Genomic DNA, 20189 nt, shown 5'->3' with positions numbered 1-20189 from the left:
CCCCTCACGATTTCAACGGCGAGTTCTTACGCTCAACCCCGTAACGCTCCAGCTCTTTGTAAGCCACGACCTTGCTTTTCTTCTTGCGCACATCCACCACCGTCATGCGGTCGGTGCAGGAGTAGCAGGGATCGAGGCTGCCGATGATCAGCGGGGCGTCGGAAACCGTGTTACCGCGCAGCATATAGCGCAGCGTCGGCCAGTTGGCGTACGTCGCCGCACGGCAGCGCCAGCGGTAAAGTTTCTGGTTATCGCCGGTCATGCTCCAGTGGATATCGTCCCCGCGCGGCGCTTCGGAGAAACCGAGCGCGAAACGGTGCGGAATATAGGTAAAGCCTTCCACCATCAGCGGGCCGCCAGGCAGGTTGTCGAGACCGTAATCGATCATATTGAGCGCGGTCAGCACTTCATTGATGCGCACTTTCAGGCGTGAAATCACATCGCAGCCCTGTTCGGTGTGCACAGTCATCGGCAACAGGCCGTAACCAACAAACGGGTGGTCGGCGCGCGTATCGCGCGCGTGGCCGCTGGCGCGCACCATCGGGCCGACGTTACTGAAATCGCGGGCGATTTGCGGGTCGAGGCGACCAATGCCCACGGTGCGCTGCTCAATATTCGGCGTGCTCATCAGCATTTCCACCAGCTCGGTGACATCGCGGCGCATCTGCTGCGCTAGCTGGCGAGTCTGGATCATGTCGTCTTTCAACATGTCGCGGCGAATACCGCCAATCAGGTTCAGACCGTAGGTTTTACGCGCCCCGGTGAGGATTTCCGCCATCTTCATGGAGGCTTCGCGCACGCGGAAAAACTGCATAAACCCGGAGTCAAAACCGACAAAGTGGCAGGCCAGGCCAAGGTTGAGCAAGTTGGAGTGCAGGCGTTCCACTTCGAGCAAAATGGCGCGGATCATCTGCGCGCGTTCCGGCACGACAATGCCCATCGCGTTTTCTACCGACGTGGTATAGGCCGTGCTGTGGGCAAAGCCGCAGATGCCGCAGACGCGATCGGAAAGGAACGTGACTTCGTTGTAACCCATACGGGTTTCCGCCAGTTTCTCCATGCCACGATGGACGTAAAACATGCGGTAGTCGGCATCGACAATATTCTCGCCGTCAACAAACAGGCGGAAATGGCCCGGTTCGTCCGAGGTCACATGTAGCGGGCCAATCGGCACCACATTGTTTTTCTTATCACCCAGCTCGTTAATAAACTCGTAGGTTTCCGCATCGGTGGTTGGTGCAGGACGCTGGCGATAGTCCATGCTGTCTTTACGCAGCGGGTAGAGTTCATCCGGCCAGTCATCCGGCAGCACCAGGCGGCGTTCATCCGGCAGGCCCACCGGGATCAAGCCGTACATGTCGCGCACTTCGCGCTCGCCCCACACCGCTGCCGGTACGCGCGGCGTTACGGACGGATATTCCGGTTTCAGCGCATCCACTTCCACACGCACCGTGATCCAGCATTTCACGCCCTGCTCCATCGACAGCACGTAATAAACAGCAAAATGGCCGTTCAGCTTACGTTCATCGTTACCAAACAGGACGGAAAGCCAGCCACCCTGCTGGTAGTAAAGGTACTCGACGACTTCCGGCAGGTAGTTCACCTTGATGGTGATGGTCATCTGGTCTTTGGTCTGCCACGCTTCATCCAGCACCACGCCAGGAAATTTCTCGTGAAGGGCGGCAAGATAGTGTTGACCGATTTTTTCTTCAGACATGCTCAAACTCTCTTAATACGTCGCCAGCAAGGAGACGAAGGCTAAAAAGGCGACGCCGAAACCGGCCCAGGTCACGCGCGAAGTGGCGACAAAACGCAAACGCGCCATGCTGTTCTCAAACAGGGCGATAATCAGCACGCCAGCAACCAGTTTCACCACGGCAATCACCAGCGCCAGCACCAAACCGGCGGCGCTAAAAGTGGTCATCTGCCCCCAGGGCAGAAACACGCCAACAAACAGTTGCAGCACCACCAGTTGTTTTAAGCTGATGCCCCACTTCATCACGGCAAAACCGCTGCCGCTGTATTCAGACAGCGGCCCTTCCTGCAACTCCTGCTCCGCTTCCGCGAGATCAAACGGCAGTTTGCCCATTTCGATAAAGGTGGCGAATGCGCAGGCGCACAGCGCCAGGAACAGAGGAATGCTGCGAGATAGCGGCCAGTGATAGACGGTATTGGTGATGTAGCTAATATGTGTCGAGCCGGCGACCAGCGCCGCCACCCACAGACCAAGCAGCAAAATCGGCTCGACCAGCACGCCGAGCATCGCTTCACGGCTCGCACCAAGGCCGGTAAACGGGCTGCCGGTATCAAGCCCGGAGATGGCAAAGAAAAAACGGGCGATGGCGAACAGGTAAATCAGCGTGATCAGATCGCCAAGTTCCGGCAGCGGCGAAGCAATCGTCACCACCGGTAACGCCGTCGCAATGGTCAGCATGACGCCCACCATCACAAACGGCGTCAGGCGAAATACCCAGCCCGATGCCGCCGGAGCAATACTTTGCCGCCCCAGCAGTTTCAGCAGATCGCGGTACTCCTGCAGCACGCCCGGCCCGCGCCGGTTATGCAACCGCGCACGCGCCACGCGGCTGATGCCGGAGAGCAGCGGCGCTGCGGCAAACAACACCAGCGCCTGTAGTAAAGCAAACAGAAAACTCATCATCAGGCTCCTCGTGAAATCACCACTACCACCAGCACCGCCAGCTCAATCAGCGCCAGCCGACGAAAGAGCACCGGCGCGCTATCACCATGCCAGCCGGGAACAGGAAGCCGGGGCTCCAGCCATTTACGCAGCTTCAGCACCGGGGCAAAGGCCGCTTTCACCGGCATGGCGAAACCATGCGCAGTAATCACCATTGAACCTTCGTGATCGTAACCGCACACCCAGGCGCTACCACGGCGGCGGGCGGGCAGGCGATCGCCTTTAAACAGCATCATCAGCAGCAACGGCAGCAGCGGCGTAGCAATCAACAACAGCGCAATCATCGGCTGCGACACCACGGTGTTCGCCGTTTGCAGCGGCAACGGTACGGCGGCAAACAGGCGCGGCATCAGCCACGGTGCGGCAACACCGCCAATGACGCAGCAAATGGCCAGCGCGGCGACCACGCCAGTCATTAACCAGGGAATAGAACGTGGGTTTTCCGCCTGAGCGCTTCGCGGCGCGCCAAGAAACGTGACGCCATAGACTTTCGCCATGCACATCACCGCCAGCGCACCGGTAATCGCCAGGCCAACCGCCAGCAGCGGCCCCAGCAGTTGCAGCAGGAAATGGCCGCTGGCGCTTAAACCAAAGAAGGATTGATAAATCACCCACTCACCGGCAAAACCGTTGAGCGGTGGCAGCGCCGCCATCGCCATCAGCCCGACCAGCATCGCCAGCGAGATAACCGGCATCTTTTTACCGATGCCGCCCAGTTTTTCGATATCGCGATAACCGGTGCCAAACCACAGCGTACCCGCGCCGAGAAACAACGTGCTTTTAAACAGGCTGTGGTTGAAAAGGTGATACAGGCCGCCGGTCAGCCCCAGCGCCAGCAACACAGGTTGTTGCAGCGCAAGGCCGGTCACGCCCGCGCCCAGGCCGAGCAGAATAATGCCGATGTTCTCCAGCGTGTGGTACGCCAGCAGGCGCTGGATATTGTGCTCCATCAGCGCATACAGCCCGCCGACAAAGGCGGTAATCATGCCAAACACCAGCAGCGCAACACCCCACCACAGCGGCGGTTGGCCGCCGAGCAGTGAAAGGCTCAGAATGCCGAACAAACCGATTTTCATCACTACCGTGGAAAACAGCGCCGCCGCCGGTGCGGGCGCAGTGGCATGCGCCTGCGGCACCCAGGCATGCAGCGGAATAATCCCGGCCAGCAGGCCAAAACCGATCACACCGAGCAGCCAGATGTCGCTGCCGAGCGCATGCGTACCGAGCAGTGCAAAATCCAGCGTCTGATAACGCTGCCACAACAGCCAGCAGGCCACTGCCAGCAGTACCGTACCGACGCGGCCCATGACAAACCACAGCTTGCCGGACTCGCTACAGCCGGTGAGGAACACCGCGCTCAACGCCATGATTTCCGCCATGATCACCAGCGCGCCGAAGTTTGCCGCGCTCACCGCGCACAGCGCCGCGACCAGCAGTAAGTTCATCAGCAGCCCGTTGGCTTTTACCGCTTCATGGCGATGCCAGTCAATGGAGAACAGGCTAACAAAACCGCCGCAAACACCGAGCGTGATCAGCCATACGGCGCTGAGCGGCGTGACCAGGACGTGATATTCAATGAACGGCAGCGTGCCGCTCACGGTGGCAGCATCTGTTAATGCCATCACGCCGCAAGCCGCCGCCATTGCACAGCCGATAGCGCCGCCAAGCCCGGAAAAGAGACCGCTTAACGCTTTGAACGGCATAAACAGATAGGCCAACATGGCGGCGCAGGTGAGCACCGCGACAGCCGCGCTTAACAAAGAGAGGATAGTCATTTCGCGCTCCGGTTTAGCTGCGTATACAGCGATAAATCGCCGTAATCCGTGTTGAGGGTTTGCTCGCGTTTGCGACGGCTGGCTCTGGCGATATCCCGGTTATTGACCAGATGCAGTGCCTTGGTCGGGCACATCCGCACGCAGGCCGGGCCTTCTGCAACGAAGTGGCAGAGATCGCACTTCACCGCAATTGCCCGTACGCCGGGCACCCAATCCAGCAACGTGCTGACACGCGCAGGCGCAGGCGGCGCGGCGGGCGCTTTGGGCGAGTTAACATTGGCGGGAATATCCAGCGGACGGCTACCGGAAAACTCAATCGCGCCGAAAGGACACGCAATCGCACACAGCTTGCAACTGACACACAGGCTTTCATTTAACTGCACCGCGCCATCAACGCGGTTGATCGCGTTCACCGGACAAACGCCCGCACAGGGCGCGTCTTCACAGTGGTGGCACTGCTGCGGCGCGGACTCTTTTTCGCTGCGCATCACACGCAGCCGGGGCATCGCCTGCAGGCCATGCGCACGGTGCGTTTCGGCGCAGGCAGCCTCGCAGGTATGGCACCCAATACATAACGCCGAATCGGCAATTACAAAACGGTTCACCAGCAAATCCTCAGGTGATTCACCCTGGTTACGGGCGGTCATTTATGACGAAACGTGTCGCGCTATGTGTCACTTCGACACATGTCGACACCCAAACTCAGGCCAGCGCAGGCGCGTGCGCGTGGCTGGCAAGCGTGGTGAGATTGACCGGCGTATCCGCTTCCATTGCGGCATACAGGTTGTCGTAAACGGTGGCGATTTTGCCGAGATAATGCTCCAGCACTTTTTCGCGATCGCGCACGCTGAACGCGCCATCGACCTTGCCATCGCTGGAGAGCTGCGCTTTGGCAATTACGCGTCGTTCCTCGCTCTCTTTATTGGCAATCGCATATTCAATGGTGTGGCCGTTAAAGCCGCCGGTCAGGGTGATATAAACCGTGAAGTGTTCGAACAGCACAAAGCAGAGTTGCTGTTCCGGCGCACAGCCGATGGCGTGATGCAACCGCGCTTTGGAGAGCGTAACGCCCTGAACTAACGCGTTACAGTAGCTACGCCACTCTTCCTGCAGGCGGTGATGCCGCCCGGCAATGTAATCTGCCTTTTCGCTAATTTCCCATATCGTCATGTCTGCTTACCCGGTTAATGAAAAACAACGGCGGTAAAGCATCATCCATGCCAAAATTTAATATATTGATTTTTATAAAAATAAAAGAAAAACCCTCACTCTTTCGACGTGTCATCTCGACATTGTCGACATCGTCACCGTGTCAAAACGCGTAATGGCACTCTTATTGCATTAAGGGCGCAAAGTCATCAGGAGGCGTTATGCACGAAATCACCCTCTGCCAGCGTGCGCTGGAGATTATCGAGCAACAGGCGTCAGCAAACGGCGCGCGTCGGGTCACCGGCGTGTGGCTGAAAGTCGGCGCATTTTCTTGTGTAGAAACGGAAGCTTTAACGTTTTGTTTTGATCTGGTTTGCCGTGGCAGCCTGGCGGAAGGTTGTACACTGCACATCGAACAACAACAGGCGGAATGCTGGTGCGAGTCCTGCCAACAGTATGTGACGTTACTTACCCAGCGAGTGCGCCGCTGCCCGCAGTGCCACAGCGACCAGCTGCAGATTGTCGCCGATGACGGCATGCAAATTCAGCGACTGGAAATTGAGGAGTAAACAATGTGTACAACATGTGGTTGTCAGGACGGTAACCTTTATATCGAGGGTGACGAACATAATCCGCACTCGGCGTTTCGCGGTGCACCGTTCTCCCCTGCCGCTCGCCCGGCGCTGAAAATCACCGGTGTTAAAACCGACGATTTTCGCCCCACGCAACTGGAACACGGCGACCTGCATTATGGTCACGGTGAAGCCGGTACTCACGCTCCCGGTATGAGCCAGCGCCGGATGGTGGAAGTGGAAATCGACGTGCTGGAGAAAAACAACCAAATCGCCGCCCGTAACCGCGCCCGTTTCGCCGCTTCGCAGCAACTGGTGCTCAACCTGGTTTCCAGCCCCGGCTCCGGCAAAACCACCCTGCTTACCGAAACCCTTAAGCGCCTGAAAACACGCGTCCCTTGTGCGGTGATTGAAGGCGATCAGCAAACCGTTAACGATGCCGCACGCATTCGCGCGACCGGCACGCCGGCGATTCAGGTCAACACCGGCAAAGGCTGCCATCTTGACGCGCAGATGATTGCCGACGCCGCACCGCGCCTGGCGCTGGAAAATCGCGGCATTCTGTTTATCGAAAACGTCGGCAATTTGGTGTGCCCGGCGGGTTTCGACCTTGGCGAGCGCCATAAAGTGGCGGTGCTGTCAGTGACAGAAGGCGAAGATAAACCGCTGAAATATCCACATATGTTCGCCGCCGCCTCGCTGATGCTGCTTAATAAAGTGGATTTGCTGCCCTACCTCGATTTTAACGTCGAACAGTGCATCGCCTATGCGCGTGAAGTGAACCCGACCATTGAAATCATGCTGATTTCCGCTACCAAAGGCGACGGAATGGACGCCTGGCTTGACTGGCTGGAGACGCAACGATGTGCATAGGCGTACCGGGGCAAATTTGCGCTATTGATGGCCTGCAAGCCAAAGTGGACGTCAGCGGCATTCAGCGCGATGTCGATTTAACGCTGGTCGGCAGCACAGACGAAAACGGCCAGTCACGCCTCGGCCAGTGGGTGCTGGTGCATGTTGGTTTCGCCATGAGCGTGATTAACGAAGAAGAGGCGCTGGATACGCTGGCAGCGCTGCAAAATATGTTCGATGTCGAACCCGATGTCGGCGCGCTGCTTTATGGCGAGGAGAAATAATGCGTTTTGTCGACGAATACCGCGCCCCGGAACAGGTGATGCAGTTGATTGATCACCTGCGTGAACGGGCAGCGCACCTCTCTTACACCGCCGCGCGCCCGCTGCGCATTATGGAGGTATGCGGTGGGCATACACACGCTATTTTCAAGTTTGGCCTCGACCAGTTACTGCCGGAAAACATTGAGTTTATTCACGGTCCCGGCTGCCCGGTCTGCGTATTGCCGATGGGACGGATTGATACCTGCGTGGAGATCGCCCAGCACCCGGAGGTAATTTTCTGCACCTTTGGCGACGCCATTCGCGTACCGGGTAAAAACGGCTCGCTGTTGCAGGCAAAAGCGCGCGGCGCGGATGTTCGCATCGTCTATTCCCCGATGGATGCGCTGGCGCTGGCGGAAAAAAATCCGCAGCGCAAAGTGGTGTTCTTCGGTCTGGGTTTCGAAACCACCATGCCTGCCACCGCCATTACCTTGCAGCAGGCAAAAGCCCGTAACCTTGATAACTTCTGGTTTTTCTGCCAGCACATCACGCTGATTCCAACGTTGCGCAGCCTGCTGGAGCAGCCGGACAACGGCATCGACGCGTTTCTCGCGCCGGGCCATGTCAGCATGGTGATCGGCACCGACGCCTATACCTTTATCGCCGATATGTATCAGCGCCCGCTGGTGGTCGCCGGTTTTGAACCGCTCGATCTGTTACAAGGCGTGGTGATGCTGGTTGAGCAAAAAATCGCCGCTCACAGCAAGGTGGAAAACCAGTATCGCCGCGTGGTGCCGGACGAAGGCAACCGGCTGGCGCAGGCAGCCATCGCCGACGTGTTTACCGTGCGCGGCAACAGCGAATGGCGCGGCCTGGGCATGATTGGCGAATCCGGCGTACATCTGACGCCTGCGTATCAACGCTTTGACGCCGAAGCGCATTTTCGCCCGGCGGTACAGCAAGTGTATGACGATCCGCGCGCCCGCTGCGGTGATGTGCTGACCGGCCGCTGTAAACCGCACCAGTGCCCGCTGTTCGGTAACACCTGTAACCCACAAAGCGCGTTCGGCGCGCTGATGGTTTCATCAGAAGGTGCCTGCGCAGCCTGGTATCAATACCGTGCTCAGGAGTGTGAAGCATGAATGAAGTGCAGATGGCGCACGGCAGCGGCGGCCAGGCGATGCAACAACTCATCAGCCAGCTTTTTCTAGAAGCGTTCGACAATCCCTGGCTCGCAGAGCAGGAAGATCAGGCGCGTATCAATCTGGCCGAGCTTACGGCAGGCGGCGATCGGCTGGCATTTTCCACCGACAGCTACGTTATCGATCCGCTATTCTTTCCCGGTGGCAATATTGGCAAGCTGGCGGTATGCGGCACGGCGAACGATATTGCCGTTAGCGGCGCAACACCACGCTTCCTCTCCTGCGGTTTTATCCTTGAAGAGGGGCTGCCACTGGCAACGCTGAAAACCCTTGTTGAGAGCATGGCCGACACCGCCCGCAGCGCCGGTATCGCCATTGTTACTGGCGATACCAAAGTGGTGCAGCGCGGCGCAGCCGATAAAGTGTTTATCAATACCGCCGGCATTGGCGCTATCCCGGCATCGGTTCACTGGGCGGCAAATTCTCTGCAACCCGGTGATGTGCTGCTGGCAAGCGGCACACTGGGCGATCACGGCGCAACTATTCTTAACCTACGCGAAGGCTTAGGGCTGGATGGCGAGCTGACCAGCGATTGCGCGGTGCTGACGCCGTTGATTAGCCAACTGCGCGAGCTTCCTGGCGTCAAAGCCCTGCGCGACGCCACGCGCGGCGGCGTCAACGCCGTGGTGCATGAGTTTGCTGCCGCCAGCGGTTACGGCATTGAGTTAAATGAACGAGACTTACCAGTAAAACCGGCGGTGCGCGGGGTTTGCGAACTGCTAGGGCTGGATGCACTGAATTTTGCCAACGAAGGCAAACTGGTGATTGCCGTACAGCGCGAAGCCGCAGAGCAGGCGCTGGCACAATTACGCGCTCACCCTTTAGGGCGCGACGCCGCAATAATTGGCGAAGTGGTCGAACGCAAAGGTGTACGCCTGACAGGCCTTTATGGAGTGAAGCGCCTGCTGGATTTACCTCATGCCGAGCCCTTACCACGGATTTGTTAACTTTTTATTTTTATTAATTTTTTCACACCTTCTGCGTGTGTTCCTGGAAAAGCAAAATGTCGTATACACCGATGAGTGATCTCGGGCAACAAGGATTGTTTGATATAACGCGGATGCTATTACAGCAGCCCGATATGGCCGCGCTTTGTGAAACGTTAACCCGATTGACCCGCCAGGCGGGTCTCGCCGACAACGCCGCGATTGTGCTGTGGCACGCCGACAGCCACCTCGCCAGCCGTTACGCCGTGCAAACCCCCGACAACAGCGCCAAATATAACGACCAGGCGCTGCTGGCGGGTGGCCCGGTGCGGCATATCCTTTCTCACCCGCAGGCGCTGCGCTGCACCGCGCAGCTCTTTAGCGAGACCTGGCCCGCCGTTGCCGAAAGCCGGATCTACCCGGCGTTCGCCCACTACAGCTTGCTGCCGCTCGCCGCTGAAGGGCAGATTTTTGGCGGCTGCGAATTTTTTCGCACCAGCGACAGGCCATGGAGCGACAAAGAGACCGAGCGTCTGCATACGCTGACGCAAATTGTTGCCGTGGTTGCCGAGCAGTTGCAAAGCCGCGAGCACCCCACACCGGACTACGAGCTTCTGTGCCAGGAGCGCGACGATTTCCGCATTCTGGTCGCCATCACCAACGCGGTGCTCTCCCGGCTGCATATGGATGAGCTGGTCAGCGAAGTGGCGAAAGAGATCCACTACTACTTCGGCATTGACGCCATTAGCCTGGTGCTGCGCGGCAGCCGCAAGGGCAAACTGACCATCTACTCGACGCACTACCTGGATGAAGCCGACCCCACCCATGAAACCCAGGAGGCCGACGAAGCAGGCACGCTGACCGAGCGGGTATTTAGCAGCAAAGAGATGCTGCTGATTAATCTGCACGAGCGAGACAAACTCGCCCCCTACGAGCGGATGCTGTTTGAAACCTGGGGCAATAAAATTCAGACCCTGTGCCTGCTGCCGCTGATGTCGGGGAAAAATCTGCTGGGCGTACTGAAACTGGCGCAGTGCCAGAAAGAGGTGTTTACCCCAGCGAATCTGAAACTGCTGCGCCAGATTGCCGAGCGTATCGCCATTGCCGTGGATAACGCGCTGGCCTACCAGGAAATTCACCGTCTGAAAGAGCGGCTGGTGGATGAAAACCTCGCGCTTACCGAACAGCTCAATAATGTCGACAGCGAGTTTGGCGAGATTATCGGGCGCAGCGATGCGATGTTCCGCGTGCTCAAGCAGGTCGAGATGGTGGCGCAGAGCAACAGCACGGTGCTGATCCTTGGTGAAACCGGCACCGGTAAAGAGCTTATCGCGCGCGCCATTCACAACCTGAGCGATCGCAACAGCCGCCGGATGGTGAAGATGAACTGCGCGGCGATGCCGGCCGGGTTGCTGGAAAGCGATCTGTTTGGTCACGAGCGCGGCGCGTTTACCGGCGCCAGCGCGCAGCGCATCGGGCGTTTTGAGCTGGCGGATAAAAGCTCGCTGTTTCTTGATGAAGTGGGCGATATGCCGCTTGAGCTACAACCCAAGCTGCTGCGCGTATTGCAGGAGCAGGAGTTTGAGCGCCTCGGCAGCAACAAGCTGATCCAGACCGATGTACGACTGATCGCCGCCACCAACCGCGATCTTAAACAGATGGTCGCCGACCGGGAATTTCGCAGCGATCTCTATTACCGCCTGAATGTCTTCCCCATCCACCTGCCGCCGCTGCGTGAGCGCCCGGAAGACATTCCGCTGCTGGTGAAAGCCTTCACCTTTAAAATCGCCCGCAAAATGGGGCGCAATATTGACAGCATCCCGGCAGAAACCTTGCGTGTGCTGAGCGCGATGGAGTGGCCGGGGAATGTGCGTGAGCTGGAGAACGTGATCGAGCGTGCGGTGCTGCTGACGCGTGGCAACGTGCTGCAACTGTCGATGGCGGAAATCGCTGTACCGTCCGTCACGCCTGAACCACCCGCCGAAGTGGCGCGCGAAGGGGAAGATGAGTATCAGTTGATTGTGCGCGTGCTGCGAGAAACCAACGGCGTGGTCGCCGGGCCAAAAGGCGCGGCGCAGCGGCTGGGGCTCAAACGCACAACGCTGCTCTCCAGAATGAAACGATTAGGTATTGATAAAGAGGCGCTATAGCCGCAGACCCGACGGGCGTTTTCGCGCGTCGGGCGTTTCATTTCACCTCAGTAACACTGTAAAACCACCGCTGCGGAAAACGCGTAACCAGCCGTCGTTCCCTGCCTTCACCGAATAAACGCCCTGCTTTCTCACCTGCTATTTACGCCGGTACTTCTCCGGCAGCTCCGGCACCGGGCGCTTATCATCAAGCAAATGACGCACCGTCAGCACCGGGTGACGCCACAGCATGCGCGGCCCCGCCCAGCGCATAATCTGTTTCATCTCTTCGCGTTTCGCAGGCTGGTAACAGTGCACCGGGCATTGTTTGCAGGCCGGTTTCTCTTCACCGAACACGCATTTATCCAGCCGCTTTTCCGCATAAGCATACAAATCCGCGTAGTGCGCCGCGCTGCTTACCGCATCCGGGCAGGCGCGCTGATAAAGGGCAATCATTTTGCGGATAGTCAGTTTTTCTCGCAGGATCCGGGGGCCAGCCATACACGTCACCAATAGTTAAGATGCATAAATAATACACCTTAATAAATGTGCAAAAAACCTTGCCCGCCGCGTTTTCATGTAAAGGCCAGGCCTCTCATGCCGATACCTGTGTATCCACTTCTGCTGACGATGAAAAAATGGAGCCGTAATAACAAACGGCGCATACCCTTAAGGACAAACATGAAATCTTTTTTTCTACACCTGGCTCTGCTCACGCTGGCAATAACCGGGAGCGCAAAGGCGCAAACGCTGACCGAAAGTTTGCTGCGTTGCGACAGCACTTTTTTCAGTGAACTCTATAAGCAGCGGGCAACGCTGGCGCACACTGCGCCACTGGTGACGGATAAGCAGCATCACGCCTGGTTTGCCGCGCCGAAAGACGACTCCGGTATCGTCTGGTTTAACAAGCCGCTGCGCATAAATCAGCTCACCATTTCTGGCTTTGACAGGTCTCAGGAGTCACTGGGCAAATTGGGCGATTATTACTTCTGGGGATGGGTGATCGAAGAGCCCATCTCTGCGGTGATAGCTGCATTACCAGACGTTCACTGGCAAAAAGTCACTGACGGCTATTACGGCAATCCGCTGATCAAGCGCGCCGGTGAGACAACATGGCGGGTCAACAAAACCGCCGTCAGCGGTATTGCTCCGGCAGCAGATAGCGTGGAAAAACTCGCTATGCTGGAAGTGAGCGAAGGTAAAACCTTTTTGCGCTGCTCAATTCAGGGCAAGGTCAGCAAGGACGAGTTACTGGCGGTGCGCCCGGATCTGCAAGGAGAGCAAAAATGAAAAAATCCCTGTTTCTTGGCTCAGCACTGCTGCTGATGTCCGGCTGCACCAGCCATCCGGGTGCCACCGTTATGCAAGAGGAAACACCACCCAAACAGGTCGTTAAGTTTGTGACACTCAGCAGCGGCGTCAGCTATCTCGATTTTCGCACCATTTCCCTTTACGACGGCAATCCCTATTTGCGCCGTATTGACGTGATTCATAACTACAACGAAGGCATGCCGGTGAAAAAGAATCCGCTGATGATGATTCGCAGCGAACGCCAAAGCCTGGTCGTGAACTGTGATACACACCAATACGCCCATGTACATAAGCTATTCTTTTCAAAGCATTTTGCCACTGGCGACAAAATCGCCCGCATGAACACGCCAGGACAGTGGCAGGATTACCCGCCAACATCCTTGATCGGCCTGACGGCAGGCTTGTTATGTAAGCTACCGGCGGATCGCCTGCCCGCAGAGCCTGCACGCGATACACAAACACCGGATCTGTTCACTGTGTTACAGAACGGGAAATAGCCGTCAGCACAGAATGCTACCGGGCAACAGTGGGCAGATGCCACCGAGCATCGCCCACTGTTGGCTAACGTCACGAATGTCGGCGATTGAAAACCCGCCGTGTCGGCTTCATCCGCGCTTAATAGACATCGCGCTGATAGCGATTTTCCCGCGCCATAGCCGCCAGCCAGGCGTTCGCCTCGTCAGCGCTCATGCCGCCAATGGTTTGTGCCACCTGCTTTAAGGTGTGTTCGACATCTTTCGCCATCTGGCTCGCATCGCCGCAAACATAAAAGTGCGCCCCAGCGGCTAACCAGCGCCACAGATCTTCACCCTGCTCCAGCATGCGGTGCTGAACGTAGATTTTCTGCGCCTGATCGCGGGAAAACGCGGTGGTGAAGCGCGACAACACGCCGTCGCGCTGCCAGGCCTCCAGCTCCTCACGGTAGTAAAAATCCGTGGCCGCATGCTGCTCGCCAAAGAACAACCAGTTATCACCTTTCGCTCCCGTGGCCTGGCGTTCCTGCAAGAAACCGCGAAACGGCGCAATACCGGTGCCTGCACCGACCATGATCACCGCCGTGTTCGGGGCCGCTGGCAGGCGAAAATGTGGCGAGGGCTGAATAAAGATCGCCACGCGCTCGGCGCGATCCGCCAGAAAGGTCGAACATACACCGCCGCGTTGCTTGCTGTCGCCATAACGCACGGTGGAGACCGTCAGTTCAACGCGCTGCGGGGAAACTTTCGGGCTGGAGGAGATGGAATAGAGCCGCGGCTGTAAGCGACGCAGCGTCGCCAGCCACTGTTCAGCCGCCAGATGTACCGGGAAACACTGCAACAGGTCGATGACCTGCCGCCCCCACAGCCACTGCGTAAGTTCGGTACTGTTTTCACTGGCGAGCAGACTATTCAGCGTTTCGTTTTGCGCGTGGTCAGCCACCAAGCGCAGCACCTCCGGGGTGATGCGCGTGATGTCAAAACAGTCGCAGAGCGCAGCCTGCAACGTCATCTCGCCCATGCCGCTAACCTGCACCATGCTTTGCCCATCCAGCGCCAGCAGATCGAGGATTTCGGCGACCCGCTGCGGGCAGTTGCGCGGCCAGACGCCAAGTGCGTCGCCCGCTTCATAGTGCAGGCCGCTACCCTGCAGATCAAACGCGAACTGGCGGATCTCTTTTTCCGCCCCCGGCGCGCTCAGCAATTGGTTAGTGACCAGCGGCACGCTGACGGGATTCTGGCGGCTGAAACCGGGTTTCGCCGTGGGTTGCTCCGCGCGTTGCGGCGGCGCGCCGAGCCGCAGAATGTCAGTGTGGATCGCCGCCAGCCACTGCTGTGTTGCGTCAATATCGCCCGCGTCGCACACCTGGCATGCCAGCAGCCGCTGTGCGCCAAGGGCGGCCAGCCGGGCATCGAGTTTGCGGCCAAAACCGCAAAACTGTGCGTAACTGGCATCGCCAAACGCCAGCACCGAAAACGCCGTCTCACTCAGCGCAGGCGCGTTTTCCGCGCTCAGCGCAGCCCACAACGCCGCGCCATTAGCAGGCGGATCGCCATCGCCAAAGGTGCTGGCGAGCAGTAACACGCGCGGCGCGGCGGCAATATCGTTAACACTGACGCTATCCATAACGCGCAGCTTTACTGCCAGTCCGGCATGTAGCAGCTGTTCAGCGCAGCGGCGGGCAAACGCCTGCGCATTGCCGGTGGTAGAAGCCCACAGTACCAGCACTAACCCGCTGTCCTCATCCGTTGCGGGTGCAGCGGCGGGCGCGGGTTGCTGTTCGCTGCGCGCCAGCGCGATGGCGCAGTGTTTCAGCTCAGGTTGCAGCGAAACCGGATCCAGCGCATCGCTGGTCAGCGCGTTAATCGCCAGGTTGTCGCCAAACAGATCGTTCCAGTGAAAAGGCGCAAAGCTGTTGCCGGGTCGCACCCGGTCAGTCACCACTGCGGGCAGCCGCGCCATACCGCGCCGCGAGCGGATATCAACCCGGTCCCCCTCGTTTATCACCAGCCGTTGTGCGTCTGTGGGGGATATTTCGATAAACGGGCCGGGGTTGAGCGTATTAAGCAGCGGGATTTTGCCGGTCTTGGTGAGCGTGTGCCACTGGTGCTGTACGCGCCCGGTGTTGAGCACCAGCGGGTAGTCGTCATCCGGCATTTCGGCCGGCGCGAGATCCGGGCGGGCAAAAAATTGCCCCTTGCCGCTGGCGGTAGCAAAACGCACGCGCCCGTTATCCTGCAAATAGCGAATGGGGTGACGCATTTGATCATCATCCGGCGCGCAGGGCCACTGCAATGGCGTCTGGCGCAGCCGCGCGTGGCTCACGCCGCGAATGTCGTAGCCGGTTGCCGGGTTGTGAGCGGCGCGAATTTCATCAAATACCTCAGCGGCGCTGGCGTAGCGAAAACCGTCTGCATACCCCATTTCACACGCCACGCTGGCAATAATTTGCCAGTCGGCAAGCGCATCGCCCGGCGGAGATACCGCCTGTTGCATCAGCGTCATGGTGCGTTCAGAGTTGACCATCACCCCTTCGGCTTCTGCCCACAACGCGCCCGGCAACAGGATATCGGCGTAGCGGTTGGTTTCGGTATCAAGAAACGCATCCTGAGAAATCACCAGTTCGGCGCGCGCCAGCCCGGCGATCACTTTTTCTCGGTTTGGCACGGTGGCGACCGGGTTGGTGCAGATTATCCAGCAGGCTTTGATTTCACCTGCGCTCATTGCGTCAAACAACGCGACCGTGCCGCCACCTACCTCGCCACGCAGCGTGCCCGGCGGGCGTTGCCATAGCTGTTCGACGAAAGCGCGATCTTCATCCACCAGCACCGATCGCTGACCCGGCAACCCGCCGCCCATGTAACCCATTTCCCGACCGCCCATTGCGTTCGGCTGACCGGTAAGCGAAAACGGCCCGCTACCGGGGCGGCAAATCGCACCGGTCGCCAGGTGTAAATTACACAGCGCGTTGGTGCTCCAGGTGCCGTGCGTGCTCTGGTTTAGCCCCATCGTCCAGCAGCTCATCCATTCACTCGCCTCGCCAATCCACTGCGCCGCCTGGCGAATGTCGGCTTCACGCAGCCCGGTGCGCTCCGCTACCTGCTGCGGCATATAGTCCAGCAGGAAATCCGGCATCGCCTGCCAGCCTTCGGTGTGTTGGGCAATAAAATCGTTATCCAGTTGACCGTTTTGCACCAACAGTGCCAGCAAACCGTTCAGCAACGCGAGATCGGTGCCGGGTTTGATCTGCAAAAAGAGCGAGGCTTTTTCTGCCGTGGCGGTGCGCCGGGGGTCAACGACAATCAGTTTCGCCCCGGCATTGACGCGCTCCATCATGCGCAGAAACAGGATCGGATGGCAGTCGGCCATGTTCGCGCCAATCACCAAAAACAGATCGGCATGTTCAAAGTCGTCATAAGAACCCGGCGGCCCATCCGCGCCGAGCGAGAGCTTATAACCGCTGGCGGCGCTGGCCATGCACAAGCGCGAGTTGGACTCGATATTGTTAGTGCCAATAAACCCTTTCGCCAGCTTGTTCGCCAGGTATTGCGCTTCTAAAGACATCTGACCGGAAACATACAGCGCCAGCGCATCCGGGCCGTGCTTATCGATAATGCCACGCAGCCGCCGGGCGGTTTCGCGGATGGCATCATCGATTGCCGTGCGCACCGGCTCATGCTGGCGCGACGTGCGAAGATACGCGCTATCCAGCCGGCCAGTCGCCGTTATCGCCCCGGCACAGCTTTTGCCTTTGGTACACAGCCGCCCCTGGTTGGTCGGGTGACTTTTATCGCCCACCACGCTGATGATGCGCTGGTTTTCCACCTGCATTACCAGCCCACAGCCTACCCCGCAGTAGGGGCACACGCTTTTGATCTGCTCCATTTCGCCCCCGGGTTTGCTTAAGACGCTTCGGCAATTGCCGGAAAAGTATTCTGCGCGGCGGGCGCATGTTGCACCCAGATTTGCCCGTGCAGGATTTTCACCGGCCAGACGCGCAGACGCAGCCCGGCATCGTCGAGGCTTTGCCCGTCGCGCAGGCGAAAGCGCTTTTTATACAGCGGGGAGATAACCATCGGCTCGCCGCCTGCATCGCCCACCAGCCCGCGCGCCAGCACATTCGCCTGGCTGCCGGGTTCATGGTTTTCGAGCGCAAAAACCTGCGGCTCGCTGCCCGGCAGATGAAACAGGGCAATCTGCTGCTGACCAAGACGTGCCGCCATGCCAGCGTTCGCCGGAATATCGGCCAGTGCGGCAATCTGCTCCCACTCGCCATCACCGGTATGCGGATGGTTCTGCATTGGCGGTTTTTCCTGCGCCGTTGCCGGGCGGATCTGCCCGCGCTCCGGCACCATCACTACCGCCTCATCGGGTTTATCGCTATTGAGGAAGCCCCGGAACAGCAGGCGGTTTTGCGGGTTATCGAGCGTGGTTTTCCACTCGCACTGGTAGCTGTCGACCACCTGCTGCATTTCGCGCTCCAGTTCAGCGCCAATATTGAGACTGTCTTCGAGCACCACCTGTTTGAGGTAGTCCAGACCGCCTTCCATGTTGTCCAGCCAGGTGCTGGTGCGCTGTAGCCGGTCGGCGGTGCGGATATAGAACATCAACACCCGGTCGATGGTGCGGATCAGCGCTTCGCTGTCGAGATCGCTGGCAAACAGATCGGCGTGGCGCGGCTTCATGCCGCCGTTGCCGCACACATACAGGTTCCAGCCCTTGTCGGTGGCGATGACGCCAATGTCTTTACCCTGCGCTTCGGCACATTCACGGGTACAACCGGAGACCGCCATTTTGATTTTGTGCGGCGAGCGCAGCCCCTTGTAACGGTTCTCCAGCGCAATAGCCATGCCGGTGGAATCCTGCACGCCATAGCGGCACCAGGTGGAACCGACGCAGGATTTCACCGTGCGCAAGGATTTTCCGTAAGCGTGGCCGGTTTCAAACCCGGCGGCGATCAACTCCTCCCAAATCGCCGGTAATTGCTCAAGGCGCGCACCAAACAGATCCACCCGCTGCCCGCCGGTGATTTTGGTGTAAAGGTTGTAGCGCTGTGCTACTTCACCGATGGCGATAAGCCCTTGCGGAGTGATTTCGCCCGCCGGGATGCGCGGCACCACCGAGTAGGTGCCATCTTTTTGAATGTTGGCAAAAAAACGGTCATTAGTGTCCTGCAATGGCAGGTGCTGCGGTTTAAGCAGGTAGTCGTTCCAGCAAGACGCGAGCATGGAACCGACCAGCGGTTTGCACACTTCGCAGCCGTGTCCCTGGCCGAACTGCGCAATCAGCGCGTCAAACGTGCGAATCTCGTGCAGGCGGATCAAGTGATACAGCTCCTGACGCGACCAGGCAAAATGCTCGCAGATATCTTTTTTCACCTCCACGCCGAGCTGTTGCAGCTCGTGCTCCATCACCTGTTTCAGCAGCGGCACGCAGCCGCCGCAGCCAGTGCCCGCTTTGGTGCAGCTTTTGAGCTCCCCAAGCTCGCTGCAACCGCCCGCCACGGCGGCGGCGATATCGCCCTTGCTGACGTTATGACAGGAACAGATTTGCGCGCTGGCAGCGAGCGCTGCGACACCCAGCCCTTTTGGCGCATCGCCGGAAAGCGCAGGCAGGATCAGCGTTTGCGGCTGCGCGGGCAGCGGCATGTCGTTGAGCATCATTTGCAGCAGCAGGCTGTAATCGGCGCTATCGCCAATCAGCACCGCGCCGAGCAGCCGTTTACCATCGGCAGAGACAACAATTTTCTTGTAGATTTCGCGCGGGCCATCGGTCCACTGGTAACTCTGGCTGCCGGCGGTTTTGCCGTGCGCATCGCCAATAGAGGCCACCTCGACGCCAAGCAGTTTCAGTTTGGTGCTCATATCCGCGCCGGTAAACGGCGTGTCGCGCGCCGCGAGCCTGTCCGCCACGCTACGCGCCATCTGGTAGCCCGGGGCGACAAGGCCAAAAATCTGCCCGTTCCACAACGCGCACTCGCCGATAGCGTAAATCGCCTCATCGGAAGTCTGGCAGTGATCGTTGATGACAATGCCGCCGCGCGCCCCTTTTTGCAGCCCTGCGCTTTCCGCCAGCTCATCGCGCGGGCGGATGCCCGCCGAGAACAGCAGCAGATCGGTTTCCAGAAAACTGCCGTCGGCAAAGCAGAGGCGGTGGCGCGCCTGCTCGCCGTCGATGATTTCCCGCGTCTCTTTGCGGGTGTGAACCTGCACGCCAAGCGCTTCGATTTTGCGTTGCAGCATCATGGCACCGCCTTCGTCGAGCTGCACCGCCATCAGGCGCGGAGCAAACTCGACAACATGGGTTTCCAGCCCTAACTGACGCAGGGCGTTGGCGGCTTCAAGCCCCAGCAAACCGCCGCCAATCACCACGCCGCGTGTCGCACTCTTCGCCTGTGCGGCGATGGCGTCCAGATCGTCGAGTGTGCGGTATACCAGGCAACCGGGGCGCGTATTGCCGCTAATCGGCGGTACAAAAGCATACGAACCGGTGGCGAGCACCAGCGTGTCGTAATGGGTTTCCACACCCTGCGCATCGCGCACGCAGCGTTGCTGGCTGTCGATAGCAACAATTTTGCTCGCGCAGTGCAGCGTGATGCCGTTGTCGGCAAAGAACCCCTCGCTTACCAGCGACAACGACTGCGCGCTGCGCCCGGCAAAATATTCCGAAAGATGCACGCGGTCATAAGCGGGCAGCCGCTCTTCGCCAAACACCACAATCTCGTAATGCTGGTGCAGTTCGCGCTCCACGAGCTGTTGCAGAAAGTAGTGGCTCACCATGCCGTGGCCGATCACCGCTAAAACGGGCTTTTTCATCACCTGAATCCTTAATACGCAAG

At 58.8% G+C, this 20189-nt stretch carries 16 protein-coding genes; 8 read left to right on the top strand and 8 right to left on the bottom strand.

Features of this window, described 5'->3' with window-relative positions:
* Positions 1–4 precede the first annotated feature (4 nt).
* From hycE to hycA, 5 genes are all read right to left on the bottom strand, one after another.
* Positions 5–1717: a formate hydrogenlyase subunit HycE gene (gene hycE, locus JKP81_RS16085; RefSeq protein ID WP_200552513.1), complete on the bottom strand. Its 1713-nt coding sequence runs from the start codon at positions 1715–1717 to the stop codon at positions 5–7.
* Positions 1718–1729: 12 nt separating this feature from the next.
* Positions 1730–2656 (bottom strand): respiratory chain complex I subunit 1 family protein, encoded by a 927-nt coding sequence (locus tag JKP81_RS16080; RefSeq protein ID WP_200552590.1) that lies wholly within the window; start codon positions 2654–2656, stop codon positions 1730–1732.
* A gap of 2 nt (positions 2657–2658) precedes the next feature.
* Positions 2659–4473 carry a formate hydrogenlyase subunit 3 gene (gene hycC, locus JKP81_RS16075; protein WP_200552512.1) on the bottom strand — a complete coding sequence of 605 codons (1815 nt, stop codon included), beginning with the start codon at positions 4471–4473 and terminating at the stop codon, positions 2659–2661.
* Positions 4470–5078, bottom strand: coding sequence for a 4Fe-4S dicluster domain-containing protein (locus JKP81_RS16070; RefSeq protein WP_200552511.1), 609 nt, complete (start codon positions 5076–5078; stop codon positions 4470–4472). The genes hycC and JKP81_RS16070 overlap by 4 nt, the downstream gene beginning before the upstream one ends.
* Positions 5079–5175: 97 nt before the next feature.
* Positions 5176–5643, bottom strand: coding sequence for a formate hydrogenlyase regulator HycA (gene hycA, locus JKP81_RS16065; protein ID WP_200552510.1), 468 nt, complete (start codon positions 5641–5643; stop codon positions 5176–5178).
* A gap of 200 nt (positions 5644–5843) precedes the next feature.
* Between hycA and hypA the strand changes: the two genes are divergently transcribed.
* The 6 genes from hypA to flhA are packed head-to-tail and all read left to right on the top strand — an operon-like array spanning position 5844 to position 11587.
* A complete protein-coding gene (hypA, locus tag JKP81_RS16060; protein ID WP_045511032.1) occupies positions 5844–6191 on the top strand; it encodes a hydrogenase maturation nickel metallochaperone HypA in 348 nt (115 codons plus the stop codon).
* A 3-nt stretch (positions 6192–6194) separates the two neighbouring features.
* Entirely contained in the window at positions 6195–7067 is an 873-nt protein-coding gene (gene hypB, locus JKP81_RS16055) for a hydrogenase nickel incorporation protein HypB (protein ID WP_200552509.1), read from the top strand.
* Positions 7058–7330, top strand: coding sequence for a HypC/HybG/HupF family hydrogenase formation chaperone (locus JKP81_RS16050; RefSeq protein ID WP_017459266.1), 273 nt, complete (start codon positions 7058–7060; stop codon positions 7328–7330). The genes hypB and JKP81_RS16050 overlap by 10 nt, the downstream gene beginning before the upstream one ends.
* On the top strand, positions 7330–8451 hold the full coding sequence (gene hypD / locus JKP81_RS16045; RefSeq protein ID WP_200552508.1) for a hydrogenase formation protein HypD: 1122 nt from the start codon (positions 7330–7332) through the stop codon (positions 8449–8451). Before JKP81_RS16050 ends, hypD begins: the two co-directional genes overlap by 1 nt.
* A complete protein-coding gene (gene hypE / locus JKP81_RS16040; protein WP_200552507.1) occupies positions 8448–9458 on the top strand; it encodes a hydrogenase expression/formation protein HypE in 1011 nt (336 codons plus the stop codon). Before hypD ends, hypE begins: the two co-directional genes overlap by 4 nt.
* A gap of 56 nt (positions 9459–9514) precedes the next feature.
* Positions 9515–11587 carry a formate hydrogenlyase transcriptional activator FlhA gene (flhA, locus tag JKP81_RS16035; protein WP_200552506.1) on the top strand — a complete coding sequence of 691 codons (2073 nt, stop codon included), beginning with the start codon at positions 9515–9517 and terminating at the stop codon, positions 11585–11587.
* A gap of 138 nt (positions 11588–11725) precedes the next feature.
* Here the strand turns inward: flhA and JKP81_RS16030 are convergent, their stop codons facing one another.
* Positions 11726–12067, bottom strand: coding sequence for a nitrous oxide-stimulated promoter family protein (locus JKP81_RS16030; RefSeq protein WP_044489469.1), 342 nt, complete (start codon positions 12065–12067; stop codon positions 11726–11728).
* A 180-nt stretch (positions 12068–12247) separates the two neighbouring features.
* Here JKP81_RS16030 and JKP81_RS16025 point away from each other — a divergent pair, with 180 nt between their 5' ends.
* Positions 12248–12856: a hypothetical protein gene (locus JKP81_RS16025; RefSeq protein ID WP_200552505.1), complete on the top strand. Its 609-nt coding sequence runs from the start codon at positions 12248–12250 to the stop codon at positions 12854–12856.
* Entirely contained in the window at positions 12853–13374 is a 522-nt protein-coding gene (locus JKP81_RS16020; RefSeq protein WP_200552504.1) for a surface-adhesin E family protein, read from the top strand. Before JKP81_RS16025 ends, JKP81_RS16020 begins: the two co-directional genes overlap by 4 nt.
* Before the next feature lie 118 nt (positions 13375–13492).
* On the opposite strand, the gene JKP81_RS16015 is transcribed toward JKP81_RS16020, so the two are convergent.
* Both JKP81_RS16015 and nirB read right to left on the bottom strand, forming a co-directional pair.
* A complete protein-coding gene (locus JKP81_RS16015) occupies positions 13493–17236 on the bottom strand; it encodes a bifunctional nitrate reductase/sulfite reductase flavoprotein subunit alpha (protein ID WP_200552503.1) in 3744 nt (1247 codons plus the stop codon).
* Positions 17237–17253: 17 nt separating this feature from the next.
* A complete protein-coding gene (gene nirB, locus JKP81_RS16010; protein WP_200552502.1) occupies positions 17254–20166 on the bottom strand; it encodes a nitrite reductase large subunit NirB in 2913 nt (970 codons plus the stop codon).
* Between the last annotated feature and the right edge of the window lie 23 nt (positions 20167–20189).

Source organism: Kosakonia sp. LAM2021, assembly GCF_016620385.1.
In the GTDB taxonomy this organism is placed as follows: Bacteria; Pseudomonadota; Gammaproteobacteria; order Enterobacterales; family Enterobacteriaceae; genus Kosakonia; species Kosakonia sacchari.
The sequence above is the reverse complement of the archived record's forward strand: the minus strand, read 5'-3'. Positions and strand labels throughout refer to the sequence as shown.